The sequence below is a fragment of the Chryseobacterium sp. FH2 genome (genome assembly GCF_001045455.1).
Lineage (GTDB): Bacteria > Bacteroidota > Bacteroidia > Flavobacteriales > Weeksellaceae > Chryseobacterium.
This window is the reverse complement of sequence record NZ_LFNE01000009.1, coordinates 1-20,204: the sequence shown is the minus strand read 5'-3', so window position 1 is coordinate 20,204 and position 20,204 is coordinate 1. Positions and strand designations below refer to the sequence as shown.

Below are 20,204 nucleotides of genomic sequence, written 5' to 3'. Positions count from 1 at the left end.
CTAAGTATTTCTTGAATAAATACAAAAATCTCGCCTTTTTTAAAGCGAGATTGTGATTTTATATTATAATTTTATTAAAATCTATAATCCAAGACCTTTTCTTTCGTCACCTCCCATTAGAATTCCAACAGGATTGTCGATAGCTTCTTTTACTGCAACAAGGAATCCTACAGATTCTTTACCGTCAATAATTCTGTGATCGTAAGACATTGCAACATACATCATTGGACGAATTACCACCTGCCCGTCAACAGCAACAGGTCTTTGGATAATGTTGTGCATTCCCAAAATTGCAGATTGAGGAGGATTGATAATCGGTGTAGACAACATCGATCCGAAAGTACCACCATTTGTAATAGTGAAAGTACCACCTGTCATTTCGTCAACAGTGATTTTTCCGTCTCTTACTTTAGTCGCCAAATCTTTGATGTTTGCTTCAACGCTAGCAAAAGACATATTCTCAGCATTTCTCAATACAGGAACCATTAATCCTTTTGGACCTGAAACTGCAATTGAAATATCGCAAAAATCGTAGTTTACTTTGAAATCTCCATCAATAGACGCATTTACATCCGGATAAAGCTGTAAAGCTCTTGTAACCGCTTTAGTGAAGAAAGACATAAAACCAAGTCCTACTCCGTGTTTTTGAGCAAATTCTTCTTTATATTGTTTTCTTAATCTAAAGATTTCAGACATGTCAACTTCATTGAAAGTAGTCAGCATTGCAGTTTCATTCTTTACAGAAACTAATCTCTGAGCGATTTTTCTTCTAAGAACTGAAAGTTTAGTGGTAGTTGTAGATCTAGAACCCGTAGCTGATAAAGAACTTCCTCCCATTGCAGGAACAGCAGCCAATTCAGCATCAGATTTAGAGATTCTACCATCTCTGCCGGATCCGGAAACCTGAGAAGCATCAATACCTTTTTCGTCAAGAATTTTCTTAGCAGCGGGAGACGGCGCTCCTGTTGCATAAGTTTGAGGGGCAGCAGCCGGTTTTGGAGCTTCCTGCTTAGCTGGTTCAGCCACTTTAGCTTCCTCTTGCTTTGGCGCTTCCGCAACAGGAGCAGCTGAACCCGCAGGTTTAGCAGCATCCACATCAATTAAACAAACTACCTGACCTACCTGTACTACGTCACCTTCTTCTGCTTTCAAAGTAATGATTCCACTTTGCTCAGCCGGCAATTCAAGAGTAGCTTTGTCTGAATCTACTTCAGCGATTGGTTGATCTTTTTCTACGTAATCACCATCCTTTACAAGCCAAGTTGCAATTTCAACTTCTGTAATTGATTCGCCTGGGGAAGGAACTTTCATTTCTAAAACTGACATATCGTATTTTTTATTTTTTTATTAATTATTATTTTAAAATTAGGCTGTTACCGGTCTTTTTACAGGAGCATCATTTCTGTCGAATACTCTGTTGATTACCACATTTTGGTTTTTCTCAAACATTTTGTGACTTCCAGGAGCCGGAGCACCACTCGGAACCGGAGCAATTACCTGAATTCCTGTATCCCTGAAGTTTCTCAGGATATAAGACCAAGCGCCCATGTTTTCTGGTTCTTCCTGAGCCCAGACAATTTCTTTTCTGTTTTCATATTTGTTGAAAATAGCTTCGATCGCATCTGTCTGAAGCGGGTATAATTGTTCAAATCTTACCAATGCAATATTATCAGCATTTAACTCTTCTTTTTTGGCTAATAACTCGAAGTATAATTTACCGGAACAAAGAACTAATTTTTCTACTTTTTTAGGATCTGCACTTGGATCATCTAAAATCGGCTGGAATCCTTTTTCTGAAAAATCTTCAAGCGGAGAAACCACTCTTGGATGTCTTAATAATGATTTTGGACTCATCACGATTAATGGTTTTCTGAATGACCATTTTAATTGTCTTCTTAACAAATGGAAATAGTTTGCCGGTGAGGTAATGTTTGCAACCACCATATTTTCATTAGCGCAAAGTGTCAAGAATCTTTCCAGTCTGGCTGAAGAGTGTTCCGCACCCTGACCTTCCGAACCATGCGGCAATAACATCACCAAACCGTCCTGAATTTTCCATTTTTCCTCTGCAGCAGCCAAATATTGGTCAACGATAATCTGAGCTCCATTTACGAAATCTCCAAACTGAGCTTCCCAAATCGTCAATGTATTAGGAGAAGCCATAGCGTAACCATAATCGAACCCTAAAACACCATATTCAGAAAGATGAGAGTTGAATACATCAAATCTGCTTTCAGAAACATGTCTTAACGGAATATACTCTTCTTCAGTATCTTCTGTTTTTACAACCGCATGTCTGTGAGAGAAAGTACCTCTTTCTACATCTTCTCCGGAAATTCTAATGTTGTGGCCTTCCACAAGAAGCGTAGCATATGCTAACCATTCTCCTAAAGCCCAGTCCAAAGAATTTCCTTCGATAGCTTTTATCCTGTTTTCGAAAAGCCTTGTAATTTTATTGATAAACTTTTTATCAGCCGGAAGTGTTGACATTTTAATCGCCAATTCTTTAAGCTTTGTCAGGTCATACTTTGTATCAACGGGTAACTGAACGGCTCCTCTTTTTCCAATCGGATAGTTTGTCCAGTCTTCAGCCATAAACACATCCATAATGTTTTTTTCTATTTCTTTAGAAGCGTCAAAGTCTTTATCTAAAAGTCCTTTAAAATCTGCTTCCATTTTAGAAATAACATCATTAGAAGTAATGCTGTCCTTTAATAATTTATCTTTATAAATTTCTCTTGGGTTCGGATGTTTTGAGATTAGTTTATACAAATTAGGCTGAGTAAATCTTGGCTCATCACCTTCGTTATGACCATATTTTCTGTATCCTAATAAATCAATGTAAACATCTTTCCCAAATTTAGCTCTGAAATCAGCAGCAAAGTGAATCGCATGAACCACAGCTTCTGCGTCATCAGCATTTACGTGCATTACCGGTGATTCTGTAACTTTTGCAATGTCTGTGCAATATGTTGAAGATCTTGCATCTGCATAGTTAGTTGTAAACGAAACCTGGTTATTCACAACAATATGTACCGTACCTCCTGTTTTATACCCTTCCAAAGTCATCATCTGTGCAACTTCGTAAGCAATACCCTGACCGGCGATAGCACCGTCACCATGTATTACAATTGGCAGAATTTTAGTATAATCTCCTTTATATTTATCATCTACTTTTGCACGGCAGATACCTTCTACAAGGGCCGCTACAGTTTCCAGGTGAGATGGGTTCGGAGTCAAATTAATAGAAACTTCTTCTCCTGAAGCTGTTTTAATTTTCTTAGATGACCCTAAATGATATTTCACATCACCAGAGAATACATCTTCTTCGAATTCTTTACCTTCAAATTCTGAGAAAATTTGTTTGTAAGATTTACCGAAAATATTAGATAAAACATTCAGCCTGCCTCTGTGAGCCATTCCTAATACAACCTCATCAACACCCAATTGAGAGGATCTTGAAATCAGCTGATCCAAAGCAGGAATCAAAGTCTCGCCTCCTTCTAGTGAAAATCTCTTTTGTCCAACAAATTTTGTGTGAAGATAATTTTCAAACGCAACCGCCTGGTTTAATTTTAATAAAATTTCAGTTTTTTCGTTTGCAGAAAGACTCGGGTGGTTTTCATTTACCTGTAGCCACTGTTTAATAAAATCTTTTTCTTCTACACTATTGATGTATGTATATTCTACACCGATAGAATCGCAATAGATGTTTTCTAAATGAGTAATAAGCTCTTGCAAAGTTGCAGGGCCTTTCATTCCTGTTTCAACGGCACAATTGAACTTTGTATTTAAATCAGACTTATCAAGACCAAAATTTTCGATATCTAAAGTCGGTGTATAATGTCTTCTTTCTCTAACCGGGTTTGTTTTTGTAAACAAGTGCCCTCTTGTTCTGTAAGCTTCAATAAGGTTTACTACCTTAAATTCTTTCTTAATGTGCTCTGGAACCTCCCCGTTTGATACAGCCTGAGAAACTTGCGCTACCGCAGGTGAAGAAGCAGGAGTTTGAATATATTGGATGTTATCGTCATCTCCGTAATTCTCCAACGCAAAATCGAAGCCTTGAAAGAAGGCTTTCCATGATGGTTCTAAGGAATCCGGGAACTTTAAGTATTGTTGGTATAAATCCTCAATTAACTGAGAATGAGCTGCGTTTAGGAATGAAAATCTGTCCATTATTACAGTTTATCTATTATTAAAATTTATTTGTAGAATTAATCTTCAAATTTAATAAAAAAAACCGACTTGGGACAGCCTTCAATCATTAAAAAAAACTATGAAACAGATAAAATTTGTTAAATTACTTAAATACTGATAATGAGAGCTTCAAATTAACTTCCTGCCCTTCTATAGGACGCTCAATAAAAGTCTGGCGAATATCTCCGAAACGCATTTCATCTTTCTTAGCTTTTAGGATAAGTTGCTGGATTGCCTTCACTCTTCCATCATACGTTCCTTTGTAATAAATAATATAATTCTCCGTAGGATTTATCGTTCTGAAACTAAAATTATTATCTGTAACTCCAAACTTTTTAGATAACGGGATACCCAGGAAATAAGATACTTCTTTATCCTTATAATTATCGGCATCAGTTATCAAAACCGGATAACCAAATTCGTCATCTTTCTTACCCAAATCCATTGTGGTATAATTATACACTTTATTATAGTTCATCACAATGTTTTTGTAAAGCGCATCTTTTTTGTTTGAAGTACTTACATTAATTCCGAGCAATAATTTTTCTTCTTCTTTTTCTACCATCAGGCTGTCATATTTTATCGCTGCCATCTGATTGTCTTTTTCTACTTTATTGCCTAAAACATTTTTAAGATTCACCATACTTTTATCAATATTTTCAGCAAATCTATCTTCCGTCCAGAAATTTTCAACTCTTTTAAAAACCGATAATTTAGGCGTAGTTACATACCAAATAATTTGTGTTTTTTCAGGAGCAAGAGATTTAAATTTCACATCGACCAATGTCGGGTTTTCATTTTTATCTTCAAAAAGCTGAAATTTCAACGTTTTATTTAAGTTTTGATATCTGATAAACATTTCACCATCCGTATCATTTTTCGGATCTACATAGCTCATCGAGCTGCCCTGCCCTTCGTACGGTGTATAATAATCAATATCAATAGATTGGGAACTTGTGAAAAAATTGTTCCAACGGGTAAAATGCTGGAGATTATTAAACTGGGAAAAGACTTTATCTACAGGATAATCTACTTCCTTTACAATTTTAAAATTTTTGCTTTCATCCACGAAATAGTACATAGAAGCAGCATATGCTCCCACTAAAAGCACAATAATTACAGCTATAATTTTGAAAAAACGCATCGCACAAATGTAATACAAATAAAAAAAGTGACCAATATGTTGATCACTCTTGTTAAATTTATTTTAAAGGATTAATGACGGTGAAATAGATAACTTCGATCTTCAAACTTCATCACGCAATTACCCAATATGAGTTCCGGGAGATAATACAGCTCCTTTCTTCACTACCACAATTCCATCCTGAACAGAATGAGTTCCGTAATCTCCGTCTTGTAAATGCTTTCCTCCGATAATTCTTACATTATCACCGATGTAGCAGTTTTTATCTAAAATAGCTTTTTCGATATAACAGTATTTTCCGATCCCCATGTTTGGCTTACCCTTTTTATCATTCATTACAATTTCTGTAGTATTTTGATAGAAATCAGCTCCCATAACATACGAGTTCACAATAGTGCTTCCTTTGTCAATTCTAGTTCGGTTTCCGATCACTGAATTTTCTATTTTATCAGCCATAATAATGCATCCATCTCCAAAAACAGCTTTACTTACATAAGAACCATTGATTTTCGATGGCGGAAGCATTCTTGCTCTTGTATAAATCGGTGAGGGAGAAAACAGATTAAACTGGGGGAAATCCTGACATAAATCTAAGTTCGCTTCGTAGAAAGATTCGATAGTACCAATGTCTGTCCAATACCCTTCGTACTGATAGCTCAACGTTTTATACTTTCCGATAGAATTTGGGATAATATCTTTTCCGAAATCATCTCCCGCTCCTTCGTCAAACATTTTTTTAAGAATAGTTTTCGTGAAAATATAGATTCCCATCGAAGCCAGATATTCTTTCCCTTTATGTTTATTATCTTCGGAAACCTCAGATTTTAAGCCTTCTAAAAAATCATACCCGGGCTTCTCAACAAAAGATGTAATATTTCCCTCATCATCAGAGCTTAAAATTCCAAAACCTGTAGCGTCTTTCGCATTCACAGGAATGGTAGCTATCGTCACATCACCTCCTTTTTCAATATGATAATCCAGCATTTCTCGGAAATCCATCTGATATAACTGATCTCCCGAAAGAATAAGGATATAATCGTAATCATACTTTTCAAGATGTTTCATTGACTGGCGAACTGCATCTGCAGTTCCCTGATACCAACTTTCATTCTCTACATTCTGTTCTGCAGCTAAAATATCTACGAAACCTTTGCTGAAAATATCAAAATGATAAGAGTTTTTGATATGTGAATTCAAAGAAGCAGAATTAAATTGTGTTAAAACCAGAATTTTATTCAATCCCGAATTTAAACAATTTGAAATAGGAATATCCACCAACCTGTATTTTCCCGCAATCGGTACAGCTGGTTTTGACCTAGAATATGTTAATGGAAAAAGTCTGGTTCCTCTACCTCCTCCCAAAACGATGGAAATAACATTGCGATTCATAAATTATGTTGCGTTTTTATCTTATTAAATTTACTGTTCTATCTTTAGTATTTACGCTTACGGTAAAGCATTCTTTATTTTTAGCTTTTAGCTTTTCATTATAAACTACAACTTCATATAGATCGTCACTCAATTCCTTTACATTCTTATCAACATCATAAATTTCTATATAATATTTTTTCAGCTCGTTTCTGAATAGTTCATTGGTAATTAAAACATCCATGACATCAACTTTTTTCATCATGAATCCATCTATGTCTTTATTATATTTTTTGCGCCAATCTTTCCCATATTTCTTCTCGATTTCAGCGTAAGTCTTTTTGTTTTCAGATTCCACACTATCCATCAGCTTTTGATCAATCAAACATCCAGAAACTGAATGATATTTAATTTTCCATTTTTCTGAAATTCCTTCGGCGGCTTCATAAAAATCCATTCTTGGATAACCATAACTGTAAATCCAATAGTAACCTCCACGATAACTTCCTTTTTTCACACATGAAAAAAATATCATTAATATCAATAGAAAAGGAAGCTTTTTCAACATTTTAATTTCTATATAAAGCTATATATTTTTCTGCCGATTTCTCCCAGGCAAAATCAAAATTCATATTTGCGTGAATCAGATTTTCCATCACTCCCTTTTGGTTGTAGATTCCCATCGCTCTATTCATCGTGTGAATAATATCATCCACTCCCGGAAATGTAAAATTCAGCCCGGCTCCGCCTGTCGAAATATCTTCTACCGTATCTCTCAGCCCCCCTGTATATCTCACAATCGGCACCGTTCCGTATCTCATGGAATACATTTGATTTAAACCACAAGGCTCAACCCTTGACGGCATCAGTAAAAAATCCGCCGAAGCATATATTTTATGAGAAAGGTGTTCTTTATATCCTAAATCCAATGCAAAATTGGTATAAGTATAATCGTACTCTTTCAGCTTATTTTCAATATAAGAATTTCCTGAACCCAAAATCATAATATTCAAAGCACCATAACTTTGTTTAATGCTTCTCCAGACTACATCGGGGAGGAAATCAGCCCCTTTTTCCGTGGCAAATCTTCCAATAAAAGCAAACAAAGGAAGTTCTGGTTTTAAGCCATACTCTTTGCAAAGCTTTTCTTTATTTTTTTTCTTTAGCTCAACTGCATTTTTGCTATTAAAGTTAAAATCAAGCATCGGATCTGTTTCAGGGTTCCAGACTTCCGTATCAATTCCGTTGATAATTCCATATGCTTTTCCGAATTCATCACGCACCAGACTTTCCAAACCTCTGAAACTTACAAAAAGTTCTTCCAGATACCCTTCGGAAACAGTTGTGAAGGCCGTAGAACATTTAATCATACTCGCCAAAGGATTAATGTATCCATTCCAATCCATCAGCCCCCATTTGTAAGAATCAAAAGAAGGCAAATAATTTGCCATTTCCCAATTCATCATTCCCTGATATTCGCCATTATGAATAGTTCCGATAGTTTTCACCCCTTTTAATACAGAAAATTCAGGGCAATATTCAATCATAAAAGGAACTAATCCTGTGTGATAATCATGGCAGTGCAAAACATCAGGACGAATTTCCATTGCGCTCAACCAATGTAAAACACCATGCTGAAAAGCCAGAAACTGAAAGCTTTCATCCTGGTAACCATAAGGATTATCCCTGTCTAAAAGTCCAGGAATTTTCACCAGATACAATTCAAATCCCAAAACATCAGTTTTCTCCTTTAAGACCTGCACCTGAAGCATATTTGGCCCCTGATGAATAAATCCATCAAAAACTATGTCAAACTCATGTTCGCTTACAAAAGGTTTGTTATACCAAGGCATAACCACCTTAGCATCAACATCTTTTATTTTATTCTGATATTTTGGCAAAGCTCCTACAACATCAGCCAAACCTCCTACCTTTGCTACCGGATAACACTCCGTACTGAGATGATAAACTATCATGTTTACTTTTATCTTTTGTGTTGTTTAATTCTGTTTAATTTATACTTTTTATCTTTCTTCTGTCTCAGAATAATTCCGGAAAGTGGTGGTAAATTGATACTGATAGACTTTGGATGGCCTAAATATTCTTCATTCTCTTCTTTAAAAATATTTGGCACTACTCCGCTTCCATTATACCTTTCATCATCGGAATTGAAAATAACTTCCCAATATGTCCCTGCATGTACCCCAATTTTATAATCTAAGGCTTGTGGTTTTAAATTTAAAATCACCATGAAAACATCATCTCTTCTTTTTCCCTTTCTTACATATACATAAACAGAATTTTCCAAATCATCAGCTTGCACCCATTCAAAACCATTTTTATTAAATTGATTTGCATAAAAAGCGGTTTCATATCTGTAAATATGATTTAAATCCTTCACTAAAGTCTGCAAACCTTTATGAACAGGGTATTGCAACAAATGCCAATCTAAACTTTGGGTAAAATTCCATTCCCTTGTCTGTCCGAACTCATCCCCCATGAAAAGCAGTTTCGCTCCCGGATGTGTAAACATATAGACATATAGAGCCCGAAGGTTTGCAAATTTCTGCCATTCATCACCCGGCATTTTATAAATCAGACTTGCTTTCCCATGTACCACTTCATCATGTGACAGGGGCATCATATAATTTTCATTATACATATACATGGAAGCAAAAGTCAATTTATGATGCTGAAATTTTCTGTTATCATAATTTTCTTTAAAGTAGTCTAAAGTATCATGCATCCAACCCATCATCCACTTCATCCCAAAACCAACTCCGCCATCATGGACAGGTTTCGTCAGCATCGGAAAATCCGAGCTTTCTTCTGCAATTGTGATAATATTATCTCCAAATTCTTTGTAAACAGCCGTATTGAATTCCTGTAAGAAAGTTTTGGCTTCCAGATTTACATTTCCTCCATAGATATTAGGCTCCCACTCACCTTCATTTCTTGAATAATCCAAATGAAGCATCGAAGTCACCGCGTCAACACGCAGCCCGTCTGCATGATAACGCTCAAACCAAAACATGGCATTTGAGATTAAAAAAGATTTAACTTCATTTCTTCCATAGTTGAAAATATAGGATTTCCAATCCGGATGAAAACCTTTTCTGGGATCTTCATGCTCATATAAATAAGAACCGTCAAATCTGTGTAAACCATTGGCATCACCGGGAAAATGAGAAGGAACCCAATCTAAAATAACACCAATATCATTTTTGTGAAGCTGATCAACCAGGAACATCAAATCCTGTGGTGAGCCAAAACGTGAGGTCGCGGCATAAAATCCTGTAATCTGATACCCCCAGCTTGGATCATAAGGATATTCCATGACAGGCATAAATTCTACGTGGGTAAAACCCATTTCTTTTATATAAGGAACGAGCTTTCTTGCCACATCCCTATAATTCAAAAATAGATTTGGATTATCTCCTTCCCGCAGCCATGAAGCTAAATGAAGTTCATATACAGAAACCGGAGCATTAAGACTGTTTTTTTTCCATCGGTTTTCAAGCCAGTCTTTATCATCCCACTCATACCAGGTTGTTGAGACAAGTGACGCTGCCTGAATATTTTGTTCCCAGCTTAAAGCATAAGGATCACTTTTTTCTAAAATTTCACCACGAGCAGTTTCAATGGCGTATTTATATAGTGTCCCCCAGGTCAAACCCGCAATAAAACCTTCCCAAATCCCCGATTCGTCCCATCGGGGAAATAAAATATGGTCTTTATCATTCCAGTTATTAAAGTTCCCGATCACCGAAACTTTTTTTGCATTTGGAGCCCAAACCGAAAAATAAACTCCTTTTACACCATCTTTCTCTGTAGAATGTGCACCAAATTTATCATATAGCTTATAATGTTTACCCTCTTTAAAAAGATAAATATCCTGATCAGTAAAAAGCGTATATGTTTTAACCGAATTCATCACGGTTTTGTTTTAATTATATATTTTGTTTGAAACTACGAAAAAAAACAACAGAAACCATTAATTATTATTGAAATAATTATTATGTTAATCTCCTTCCATCACTTGTTTCTACCAAATATATAATTTTTTCGTCCACTCTTTTATGATTTCAAAAATAATTTGTTATAAAAAGATTTTTTATAAATTTATCTTTTAAAAATTATTTAAACACACATGATGAGGTTTGAACTTTATACCGAGGAAAGTGATGATAGAGCCATATATATCACAGGAAATTTCAACAATTGGAACCCGAAAGATGATAACTACCAACTTAGAAAACTAGATCTTAATACCTATTTTATAGAAATTGACAATCAGATTCTTACAGATATTATCGATTATAAATTTACAAAAGGGGGCTGGGAAAACGTAGAACTGGACAAATACGGAAATATTACTCCCAATCGTAAAATTCCTAAATCAATTGGCAAAACTTCTGATATTGTTGAAAAATGGAGATTAAACTGGGGTCCATTCAAAGATGAATATTTCCCGATTGCAGAAATTATTTCAGAAGAATTTTACATTCCACAGCTTGAGCGCTACCGAAAAATTTGGGCGCTTTTGCCTTACGATTATTATATTTCCAATAAAGATTATCCTGTTTTATACCTTCAGGATGCTCAAAACCTCTTCAATGAAGGAAGCGGGTACGGAAACTGGGAAATTGATAAAAAACTTTCCATTTTAGCTGAATATGGACGTGGTGACATCATTATTATTGCTATTGAACACGGAAGCGAAGAAAGAATCAAAGAATATATTTTTGATAATGACAATGTAGCAAATGGCTCTGAAGGAAAAAAATACATCCGTTTTATTACCGACACCCTGAAGCCTTATGTAGACCAAAATTACCGCACAAAAAGAGACAGGGATAATACAGGAATCGGGGGAAGCTCTTTAGGTGCCTTGATTAGTATTTACAGCGGCTTCCTTTATCCTGAAGTTTATTCTAAATTATTAATTTTTTCCCCGTCACTTTGGGTTGAGCCGAATAATAATTTTCCGTTGATGAATTTCAGAATTCCTTATAAAACTAAGATTTATCTTTACGGAGGCGGTCAGGAAGGTTCTAAAATGGTAAAAAGAATTCGCATTTTTGAAGAATATTTGAAACGCTGGGAAAAGAAAAATCTGTTTGATTTTGAATTTAAAACCAACATCAACCCGGAAGGAACGCATAGCGAATTTTATTGGTCACAGGAGTTCCCAAGAGCCATTGAGTGGTTATTCTACGATAACAGAGAAAATCCGGTAGAGGTAAAACCGCAACAAAAAAGCATTAAAAATTAAAATTATGAAGTTAATTAATAAGAAAAATACAAATTACACCCAGGTTTTTCATCTATTTACCGAAGAGGAATGGGTAAAAACAAGTAAAAATTTCAATAAAAATATTTCCACTTTTTTCACAGGGAAAAAGCATGAAGTTTTCATAAATGCTCACGAAGAAGGCATCACCTATTTTATAGGCTTAGGAAAGTCAGCTTTGCAAAATTTCGAAATCCAACAGGTTGCGGTAAAATTTTCACAAATTCAAAAGGAAAAATTACAGGCAGTTCCCACATTGTTTTTAGGAGACTTCATGAGTGAAAAACAATTTGAGGAATTTATAAAAGGCCTTTTAATTGGAACCTATAACTACCCTTTTGAGAAAAACCATCCTTTTTGGAATGCAAAATTCGAACTTCATTCTGAAAATATAAGCCAAAAAAAATTAGATATAATTAGTCAAAGAGCGACGGCCCTGAGCAACGGACAAATTGCCTGTCAGGATTGGCTGAATAAACCAGCCAACCTCAAGAAACCTGATACTTTTAGTTTATATCTAAAAAATTTAGCAAAAAAATACGACTTAAAATATACTTCATATAACAGAAAAAAATGCGAAGAACTTGGTCTAGGCGCTTATCTTTCTGTAAATCAAGGAAGTGCTTATGATGCAGCTTTTACAATTATTGAATATAAAACCACCGTAAAAAATGCCAAAACTTTCGGGTTGGTCGGAAAATGCGTATTGTTTGACACGGGCGGAGTTTCCTTAAAAAACCCCGACAATATGCATTATATGAAGTCTGACATGGGCGGTGCAACGGCTGTTTTGGGAACATTGATTTACGCTGCAGAAATGCAGCTTCCCATCAACATCGTTGCTATTTTACCCATCACAGATAATGCAGTTTCTGAAAACGCTTTCCTTCCCAGTGATGTGATTACAGCTTATAACGGAAAAACAATTGAGGTTCTGAATACCGATGCAGAAGGCAGGATGATTTTAGCAGACGGGCTTTCTTATATGGCGAAAAATTTCAAAACAGATTTCCTCATCGATCTTGCTACTTTGACAGGAAGTTCTGTGAGAATGTTTGGTGATACGTGCGGAGCGATGTTTTCGAATAACGAAGAACTGAAAAATCTTTTGATAAAAACGGGTGATAAAACCAATCAAAGACTTTGGAATTTACCTCTTTGGGATGTTTGGAAAGATGATATAAAGTCTGATGTTGCAGATTTGAAAAATATTTCAATGAAACCTATCGGAGACTGTATTATTGCTGCAAAATTTTTAGAGCAATTCATAGAAAACCATCCCAAATGGGCACATCTCGATATTGCGGGAGTAGCCTTCGGAAATGTCGGATATGCCAAAGAAAAGGCAGCAACCGGCTTTGGAGTACAATTATTGGCAGATTTAATCGAAAATTATCACTAAAAATTAGTTTATTACAAAAATTCTCTGTATAATTGATATAGAATTCTCAAATACGCACTTTATTTCTTATTTTCATATTAAATAATTAATAAAAAATCACTTTTATATTTGAAAATTCATCAATATTAAAAAAACATTATATGGAGGAGAAAACAATAGTATGTATTTCGTGCTATTACAAGGGCTATGATTTCATGGATGAAATGAAAAAGCTCGGTAACAAAATCATCTTGGTAACATCTGAGAATCTTAAAGAAAAAAACTGGCCGTGGCATGCTATAGACGAGGTATTTTACATGCCCGAACTGAAACCGTCTGTCTGGAATTTAGAGCATCTTATTCAGGGATTTTCACATCTTATGCAAACACGAAAGGTGGATGCAGTAATTGCACTTGACGATTATGATGTAGAAAAAGCCGCACTTATCAGGGAAACTTTCCGTATTCCGGGAATGGGACAAACAACGCATCGTTATTTCAGAGATAAATTGGCGATGAGGCAAAAAGCAAAAGATTCAGGAATTAATGTCCCAGAATTTACACCGGTTTTTAATAATGATGAGGTTAATAATTTTATCGATAACGTTTCTGCGCCCTGGGTATTAAAACCCCGCTCAGAAGCTTCCGCATCAGGAATTAAAAAAATCATGTCAAAAGATCATCTTTGGGATGCTTTGAATGCTCTTGGAGAAGAGAGACACCTGTTTTTATTGGAAAGCTTCAAACCCGGGGATGTTTATCATGTTGACAGTTTGACATTTAACAGGGAAATTGTTTTCACATCAGCATCAAAATATTTAGCCCCACCAATGCAGGTTTCTCATGAAGGCGGCGTTTTCAGAACTAAAACATTAGGAAGATATTCAGATGAATTTCAAGCTCTTGAGCAGGTAAATGCCAAAGTACTTTCAAGCTTTGGCCTCATGAATGGTGCTACCCATACAGAATTTATCAAAAGTAAAGATGATGGAAAATATTATTTCCTTGAAACATCTTCAAGAGTCGGAGGGGCTCATATTCCTGATTTGGTAGAGGCATCAAGCAATATTAATATCTGGAGGGAATGGGCTATCATTGAAGATGCATTATTGAGAGGTAAGAATTACGAAGTTTCAAAGCCGACAGGATATTATTCCGGGCTGATTGTAGCTTTAATTAAAGATAAAGAACCCGATTATAACGAATTTGAGTGTGAAGAAGCAGTGAAATTCCTTCCTATAGATTATCATGTCGGGATTGTTTATAAATCAGCTGATGCTACCCTTGTACAGGAAAGGCTAGACAAGGCTGCCGAAAAAATACATGCAGAACTGCTGAATATTCTTCCGCCAAAAGATAAGCCGATGAGCTAACATTACCTATTACATTTAAAATCAAATAAGAAAAAAAATGCCGCAAATAGAGCATACAGATTATTATTCGCATATTTTAGGAATAAGCCTTAAAGTAGAAGTTACAGGACACTACGGTTATCCAATTATTATGTTTCCAACTTCACAAGGGCAATATACACAAAACCATGATTTTCATCTGAACGGAAGCATCAATTGGTTTATAGAGCAGGGAAAAGTAAAGTTATACAACATTCAGACTATCGATGCATGGAGCTTTTATGACGATAATATTTCGCCTCAGCAAAGAATTAAAAATTATGAAAAATATGTTCAGTTTTTGATTCAGGAGTTTGTTCCTTATATCCAGAAAATCCATCAGACACATCGCGTAGCAGTCGCAGGTGCGAGTTTTGGAGGTTATCATGCTGCCAATTTTGCATTCAGGTTTCCGGATGTGGTTTCACACTTATTCTGCCTTTCAGGAGCTTTCAGCATAAGAAATTTTATGGACGGATATTCTGATGAATTGGTATATTTCAATTGTCCAAGAGAATTTGTAAAAAACGATGAAGCCTGGAAATATAAACATATGCACATTGTTTTGAGCACATCTGATCAGGATATTTGCAAAGATAAGAATATTGAAATGGCAGAAATTTTAAGCTCAAAAGGAATTGATTTCTGGTATGATGAAAGAAAATGGATTAATCACGACTGGCCGCTTTGGAGAATGGTTTTTCCTACATTTATCGGCACTTTCTTCTCTTAAAATCATTAAATTTATTAAACTAAAATATTAATATACAACATTAAAAAATACAATTATGGCAAAAAAAGTTGGAATTCTATTCGGTATGGAAGATACTTTCCCTTGGGCTTTTATCGATAAAGTAAATGAATTGGGGGGCGGAGAAATCATCGCTGAACCTGTAAATATTGACAAACTGGAACAAGGCGCTGATTATGGCTATGCAGTAATTATCGACAGAATTTCGCAGGATGTTCCTTTTTACAGAGCTTATCTTAAAAATGCAGCGCTGAACGGTACTTATGTAATTAACAATCCTTTCTGGTGGAGTGCAGATGAAAAATTTTTCAATAATGCATTAATGTCAAAACTGGGAATTCCACTTCCGAAAACAGTTTTGCTTCCTTCGCACGAAAGGCCGACAGATACCACAGAAACATCATTCAGAAATTTAAAGTTTCCTCATGACTGGGAATATATTTTCGAATATGTGGGTTTCCCGGCTTATATGAAGCCTCATGACGGAGGTGGTTGGAAAAGTGTTTACAGAGTGGAAAATCCGGAAGATCTTTGGAATAAACTAAGCGAAACAGAGCAATTGGTAATGATGGTACAGGAAGAAATCGTTTTTGATGATTATTACAGAGTATATTGTCTCGGACAGAAATATGTTCATATTATGCCTTATGAACCAAGAAATGCCCATCATTTGAGATATGCAACCACTCATCAGACTCAAGGTGAAGAATTGGAAAAATTATTAAAAACAATTCATGACTATACCATCAAGATGAATGAAGCTCTTGGATACGATTTCAATACAGTTGAATTTGCAGTAAGAGACGGAATCCCGTATGCAATTGATTTCTGCAATCCCGCCCCCGATGCAGACAGAAACTCTGTAGGAGAAGAAAACTTTGGATGGATCGTAGAACATGCCGCAAAATTAGCCATAGAAAAAGCAAAAGAATATGTTCCCGGAAAACCAAATATCTCTTGGGGAACTTTTGTAAAAGATTCTGTAAAATAAGAACATAAAAATAAAAAGCACGAAAAAAAATGCATCAATTTACCATTGGAATCGAAGAAGAATATCAAATCATTGATGTTGAGAGCAGGGACTTAATCTCTCATGTTTCGAAAATTATTGAAGGCGGAAAAGCCGTTCTAAGTGAAAACTTAAAACATGAAATGCACGAATCCATGATTGAAATGGAAACAGGAATCTGCCAAAACATTCAGGAAGCAAAAGCTGAACTGACGAATTTAAGAAGACATCTTATCAAAACCGCACACGAACAAGGTCTGCGTGTATCAGGTGGTGGTACGCACCCCTTTTCAAACTGGGAGCATAATACCATCACAAACGGAGAGCGTTATAATAAAATTGTAGACGATATGGGTGATGTTGCCCGTGGAAACCTTATTTTTGGCCTCCATGTGCATATCGGAATCCCGAATCGTGAAGAAGGTGTGAGAATTCAGAATGTAATGCGTTATTTTCTTCCGCACGTTTATGCCTTATCTACCAACTCACCATTTTGGATTGGAAGAAATACGGGCTTCAAATCATACAGACAGGAAATATTTGTAAAATTCCCAAGAACCGGTATCCCGAGTTTTTTTAACTCTCTGGCTGAGTTTGACAGCTATGTTGACCTTCTGGTAAAGACAGGAACTATCGACAATGCTAAGAAAATCTGGTGGGATTTGAGGGTTCATCCCTTCTACCCTACGATTGAGTTCAGAATTTGTGATATGCCTCTGAGAATTGACGAAACAGTTTGTTTAGCCGCAATTATGCAGGCTTTAGTAGCAAAAATCTATAAGCTCCATCAGCAGAATTTGAGCTTCAGAAGCTACAGAAGATTATTATTAAACGAAAATAAATGGCGTGCTTCCAAAAGCGGAATCGAAGCCCATCTTATTGATTTCGGAAAAGAAGAATCAGTTCCTTATCCGGATTTATTGAAAGAACTTTTGGAGTTCATCGATGATGTTGTGGATGATTTGGGCTGCAGAGAAGAGGTAGAATATGCCTGGCAAATTTTAGAAAACGGAACGGGTGCAGACAGACAGCTCCAAATCTTCAAAGAAACTGGCGACTTAACGAAAGTTGTAGACTATATGATTTCAGAAACCGAATATGGTATAACGCATGGTGAATCCGCTTCATAATATTTTTGGTAACTTTGTAAAAAATATGAAGTAGTATGAGAGATATTCGAATTGCCTTGCTTGACATGAATAACAACCATGTAAATCAAGGTTTTAGAAATATTAAAGAAATTTCGGAAGCTTTTCAGCTTAGTTCTGAAGACAACGTAATTATCCAAACTTTTGATGTAAGATTTAAAAACGAAATCCCGGATATTGAAGATTTTGATATTTTCATTTCTTCCGGGGGCCCAGGAGATCCACACAGGGAAGGTCTTGAATGGGAAGATAAATTTTCAGGTTTTTTAGATTCTGTTTTTGAACATAACAAATATAATGACGATAAAAAATATCTGTTTTTGATTTGTCATTCTTTCCAGTTAGCAAGCATTCATTGGAAGCTGGGAAATATCTGCAAAAGAAGGTCTTATTCTTTCGGAGTAATGCCGGTACACAAAACAGAAGAAGGCAAACAGGAGTTTTTATTTAAAAACCTTCCGGATCCTTTCTATGCAGTAGATTCGAGAGCTTTCCAATTTATTGAGCCTAATCATGATCGTTTTGACGAACTGGGAATGAAAATCGTTGCCATTGAGAAATTCCGTCCTCACATTAATCTGGAAAGAGCGGTGATGGCAATACGTTTTTCAGAAGAAATTTTTGGAACCCAATTCCATCCTGAAGCTAATCCTGCAGGTATGGTTGAGAATCTGAAAGATGAGAAAAACAAACAGGCAATGATTGAAAATTTCGGAATGGAAAAATATCTTGAAACTGTGGACAGAATGGATGATGAAGATAAAATTGTGCTTACCCAGGCCCAAATACTTCCTAGATTTTTACAGTTTGCAAAAAAAAACATTCTGAAAGGAACCGAAGCAATGGTGTAAATTGACATTAATAAATTAGCTATTAATAAAAAAATCGGGCAAAAATTGTCCGATTTTTTAAAATCACAAAGAAAAAAATATGATTCCGAAGTATAGAAAACAATTTAATCAGGAATTTTCACAGGAAAAATATGACCTGTTTAAGCAGCTTTTAAAACAAAAAAGCGGTCTGGAACCCGGTTTCAGAATCTCTGAAAGCCCGTTTTTCCTCACCAATAAGTTTAAAAACAAACTTATTGAGGCGAGTGAGAGCATTATTGATCAAATAAAAGCTCTGCCGGCCGGAACATTAGAAAAAGCTATTCCTGAAAATTGTAAAGTGCCCAATGATACCAAACAGCCTCATTTTTTCACTATCGATTTTGGAATCTGCAAAAGTGAAAACGGAGAAATAGAACCACAGCTTATCGAATTACAGGCTTTTCCTTCATTATATGCTTTTCAGAGAGTCTTTGAAAATACTTTTTGTGAAGTTTATCCTTTTCTTTCAGAAATTAAAAACAATATGTCTCATGAAGAGTTTGAAAATTATTTAAAAGAGCTTATTGTTGCTGATGAAAATCCTGAAAATGTAATTCTGCTTGAAATTTATCCTGAGAAACAAAAAACAGCAATTGATTTTGCCCTAACTGAAAAATTATTAGGAATAAAGACCGTCTGCCTTACAAAAATTAAAAAAGATGGACGACAATTATTCTATGAAAAAGATGGAAAGCCCGTTGAAATTAAAAGAATTTATAATCGTGTGATTTTTGATGAGCTGGACAGTATCCCGGATCTGAAAACTGAATTTGATTTCCGTGAAGACGTAGATGTAACTTGGGTTACCCATCCCAACTGGTTCTTTAAAATATCAAAGTTTCTTTTGCCATTACTGAAACATGAATTTGTTCCAAAAAGCTATTTTTTACATGAATTTCCTGAAAATGAACATCTTGAAAATTTTGTTTTAAAACCTCTGTTTTCTTTTGCTGGAAGCGGTGTCAATTTAAACCCGACAAAAGAAATCACTGACGCGATCAAGGACAGGGAAAACTATATTTTGCAAAGAAAAGTAACTTACGAACCCATTTTTGAAGATATCAACGGAGAATTTTCAAAAGCAGAAATCCGTCTGCTGTATATCTGGCGGGAAAACGACGAGCGCCCTATTCTATTGGAAAATCTGGGGAGAATGACAAAAGCAGCAATGGTAAATGTTGACTTCAATAAGAAAGATGCCATTTGGATCGGTAGCTCAAATGCTTTTTTTGCCGGAGAATAATTTATTTTAAAAATTTCTCTATTTTTGCTTAAACAATAAAACAAAATTATAAGAACAGATTAATATAATTTAAATATAAAATATTGCGTTTAGCAGTTCATTTTCTAACTCAAATACTGGTAATATTTAAATATCTAGGAATAATGACTGTAAGATGCACCCGATCGGGTGTGTTTTGCTGCATTTCTTAGATGGGTTATACCAGTAACCTGAGTTAGAGTGTAGTATATTCACACCCTTTTTGTATGCCATTACATACAGCAGCAAAAATAAATTCATAAATAAAAATAACACCATATGAACAACATGGAATTAAGATAAATTAATTATATTTGTTTAACACAAAAACAACGAAAAAAAATTATGGAAACCCCCGACCTTGATGCCGCTTTCGGCACGTCCAA

At 35.5% G+C, this 20,204-nt stretch carries 15 protein-coding genes; 8 read left to right on the top strand and 7 right to left on the bottom strand.

Translation table 11 applies throughout. The annotated features are described in order from the left end of the window. Window positions 1–81 precede the first annotated feature (81 nt). The 7 genes from odhB to glgB form a co-directional block, all read right to left on the bottom strand. Window positions 82–1,326, bottom strand: coding sequence for a 2-oxoglutarate dehydrogenase complex dihydrolipoyllysine-residue succinyltransferase (gene odhB, locus ACM39_RS13915; protein WP_048511664.1), 1,245 nt, complete (start codon window positions 1,324–1,326; stop codon window positions 82–84). Between the two features lie 39 nt (window positions 1,327–1,365). Next, entirely contained in the window at window positions 1,366–4,179 is a 2,814-nt protein-coding gene (locus ACM39_RS13910; RefSeq protein WP_048511663.1) for a 2-oxoglutarate dehydrogenase E1 component, read from the bottom strand. A gap of 124 nt (window positions 4,180–4,303) precedes the next feature. Continuing rightward, the gene (locus tag ACM39_RS13905) at window positions 4,304–5,344 is read right to left on the bottom strand and encodes an SRPBCC domain-containing protein (protein ID WP_048511662.1); all 1,041 of its coding nucleotides are present in this window, start codon (window positions 5,342–5,344) and stop codon (window positions 4,304–4,306) included. A 120-nt stretch (window positions 5,345–5,464) separates the two neighbouring features. Next, window positions 5,465–6,733 carry a glucose-1-phosphate adenylyltransferase gene (locus ACM39_RS13900; protein WP_048511661.1) on the bottom strand — a complete coding sequence of 423 codons (1,269 nt, stop codon included), beginning with the start codon at window positions 6,731–6,733 and terminating at the stop codon, window positions 5,465–5,467. A 16-nt stretch (window positions 6,734–6,749) separates the two neighbouring features. Beyond that, on the bottom strand, window positions 6,750–7,229 hold the full coding sequence (locus ACM39_RS13895; protein ID WP_131701461.1) for a hypothetical protein: 480 nt from the start codon (window positions 7,227–7,229) through the stop codon (window positions 6,750–6,752). 52 nt (window positions 7,230–7,281) lie between these two features. Beyond that, entirely contained in the window at window positions 7,282–8,688 is a 1,407-nt protein-coding gene (locus tag ACM39_RS13890; protein ID WP_048511659.1) for a glycogen synthase, read from the bottom strand. 8 nt (window positions 8,689–8,696) lie between these two features. Then, window positions 8,697–10,646, bottom strand: coding sequence for a 1,4-alpha-glucan branching protein GlgB (gene glgB, locus ACM39_RS13885; protein ID WP_048511658.1), 1,950 nt, complete (start codon window positions 10,644–10,646; stop codon window positions 8,697–8,699). 219 nt (window positions 10,647–10,865) lie between these two features. Between glgB and ACM39_RS13880 the strand changes: the two genes are divergently transcribed. The 8 genes from ACM39_RS13880 to ACM39_RS13845 all read left to right on the top strand — a co-directional run bounded on the left by ACM39_RS13880 (window position 10,866) and on the right by ACM39_RS13845 (window position 19,800). Then, complete coding sequence (locus ACM39_RS13880) at window positions 10,866–11,987, top strand: alpha/beta hydrolase (RefSeq protein WP_048511778.1); 1,122 nt, start codon at window positions 10,866–10,868, stop codon at window positions 11,985–11,987. A gap of 4 nt (window positions 11,988–11,991) precedes the next feature. Beyond that, entirely contained in the window at window positions 11,992–13,407 is a 1,416-nt protein-coding gene (locus ACM39_RS13875) for a leucyl aminopeptidase family protein (RefSeq protein WP_048511657.1), read from the top strand. Between the two features lie 140 nt (window positions 13,408–13,547). After that, complete coding sequence (locus ACM39_RS13870) at window positions 13,548–14,759, top strand: acetyl-CoA carboxylase biotin carboxylase subunit family protein (RefSeq protein ID WP_048511656.1); 1,212 nt, start codon at window positions 13,548–13,550, stop codon at window positions 14,757–14,759. A 37-nt stretch (window positions 14,760–14,796) separates the two neighbouring features. Next, entirely contained in the window at window positions 14,797–15,510 is a 714-nt protein-coding gene (locus ACM39_RS13865) for an alpha/beta hydrolase-fold protein (protein ID WP_048511655.1), read from the top strand. Window positions 15,511–15,565: 55 nt separating this feature from the next. Then, entirely contained in the window at window positions 15,566–16,519 is a 954-nt protein-coding gene (locus tag ACM39_RS13860; protein WP_048511654.1) for a RimK family alpha-L-glutamate ligase, read from the top strand. Between the two features lie 29 nt (window positions 16,520–16,548). Beyond that, window positions 16,549–17,667: a carboxylate-amine ligase gene (locus tag ACM39_RS13855; protein ID WP_048511653.1), complete on the top strand. Its 1,119-nt coding sequence runs from the start codon at window positions 16,549–16,551 to the stop codon at window positions 17,665–17,667. Between the two features lie 35 nt (window positions 17,668–17,702). Beyond that, entirely contained in the window at window positions 17,703–18,536 is an 834-nt protein-coding gene (locus tag ACM39_RS13850) for a type 1 glutamine amidotransferase (RefSeq protein WP_048511652.1), read from the top strand. A 79-nt stretch (window positions 18,537–18,615) separates the two neighbouring features. Beyond that, window positions 18,616–19,800 (top strand): hypothetical protein, encoded by a 1,185-nt coding sequence (locus ACM39_RS13845; protein ID WP_048511651.1) that lies wholly within the window; start codon window positions 18,616–18,618, stop codon window positions 19,798–19,800. Window positions 19,801–20,204 lie beyond the last annotated feature (404 nt).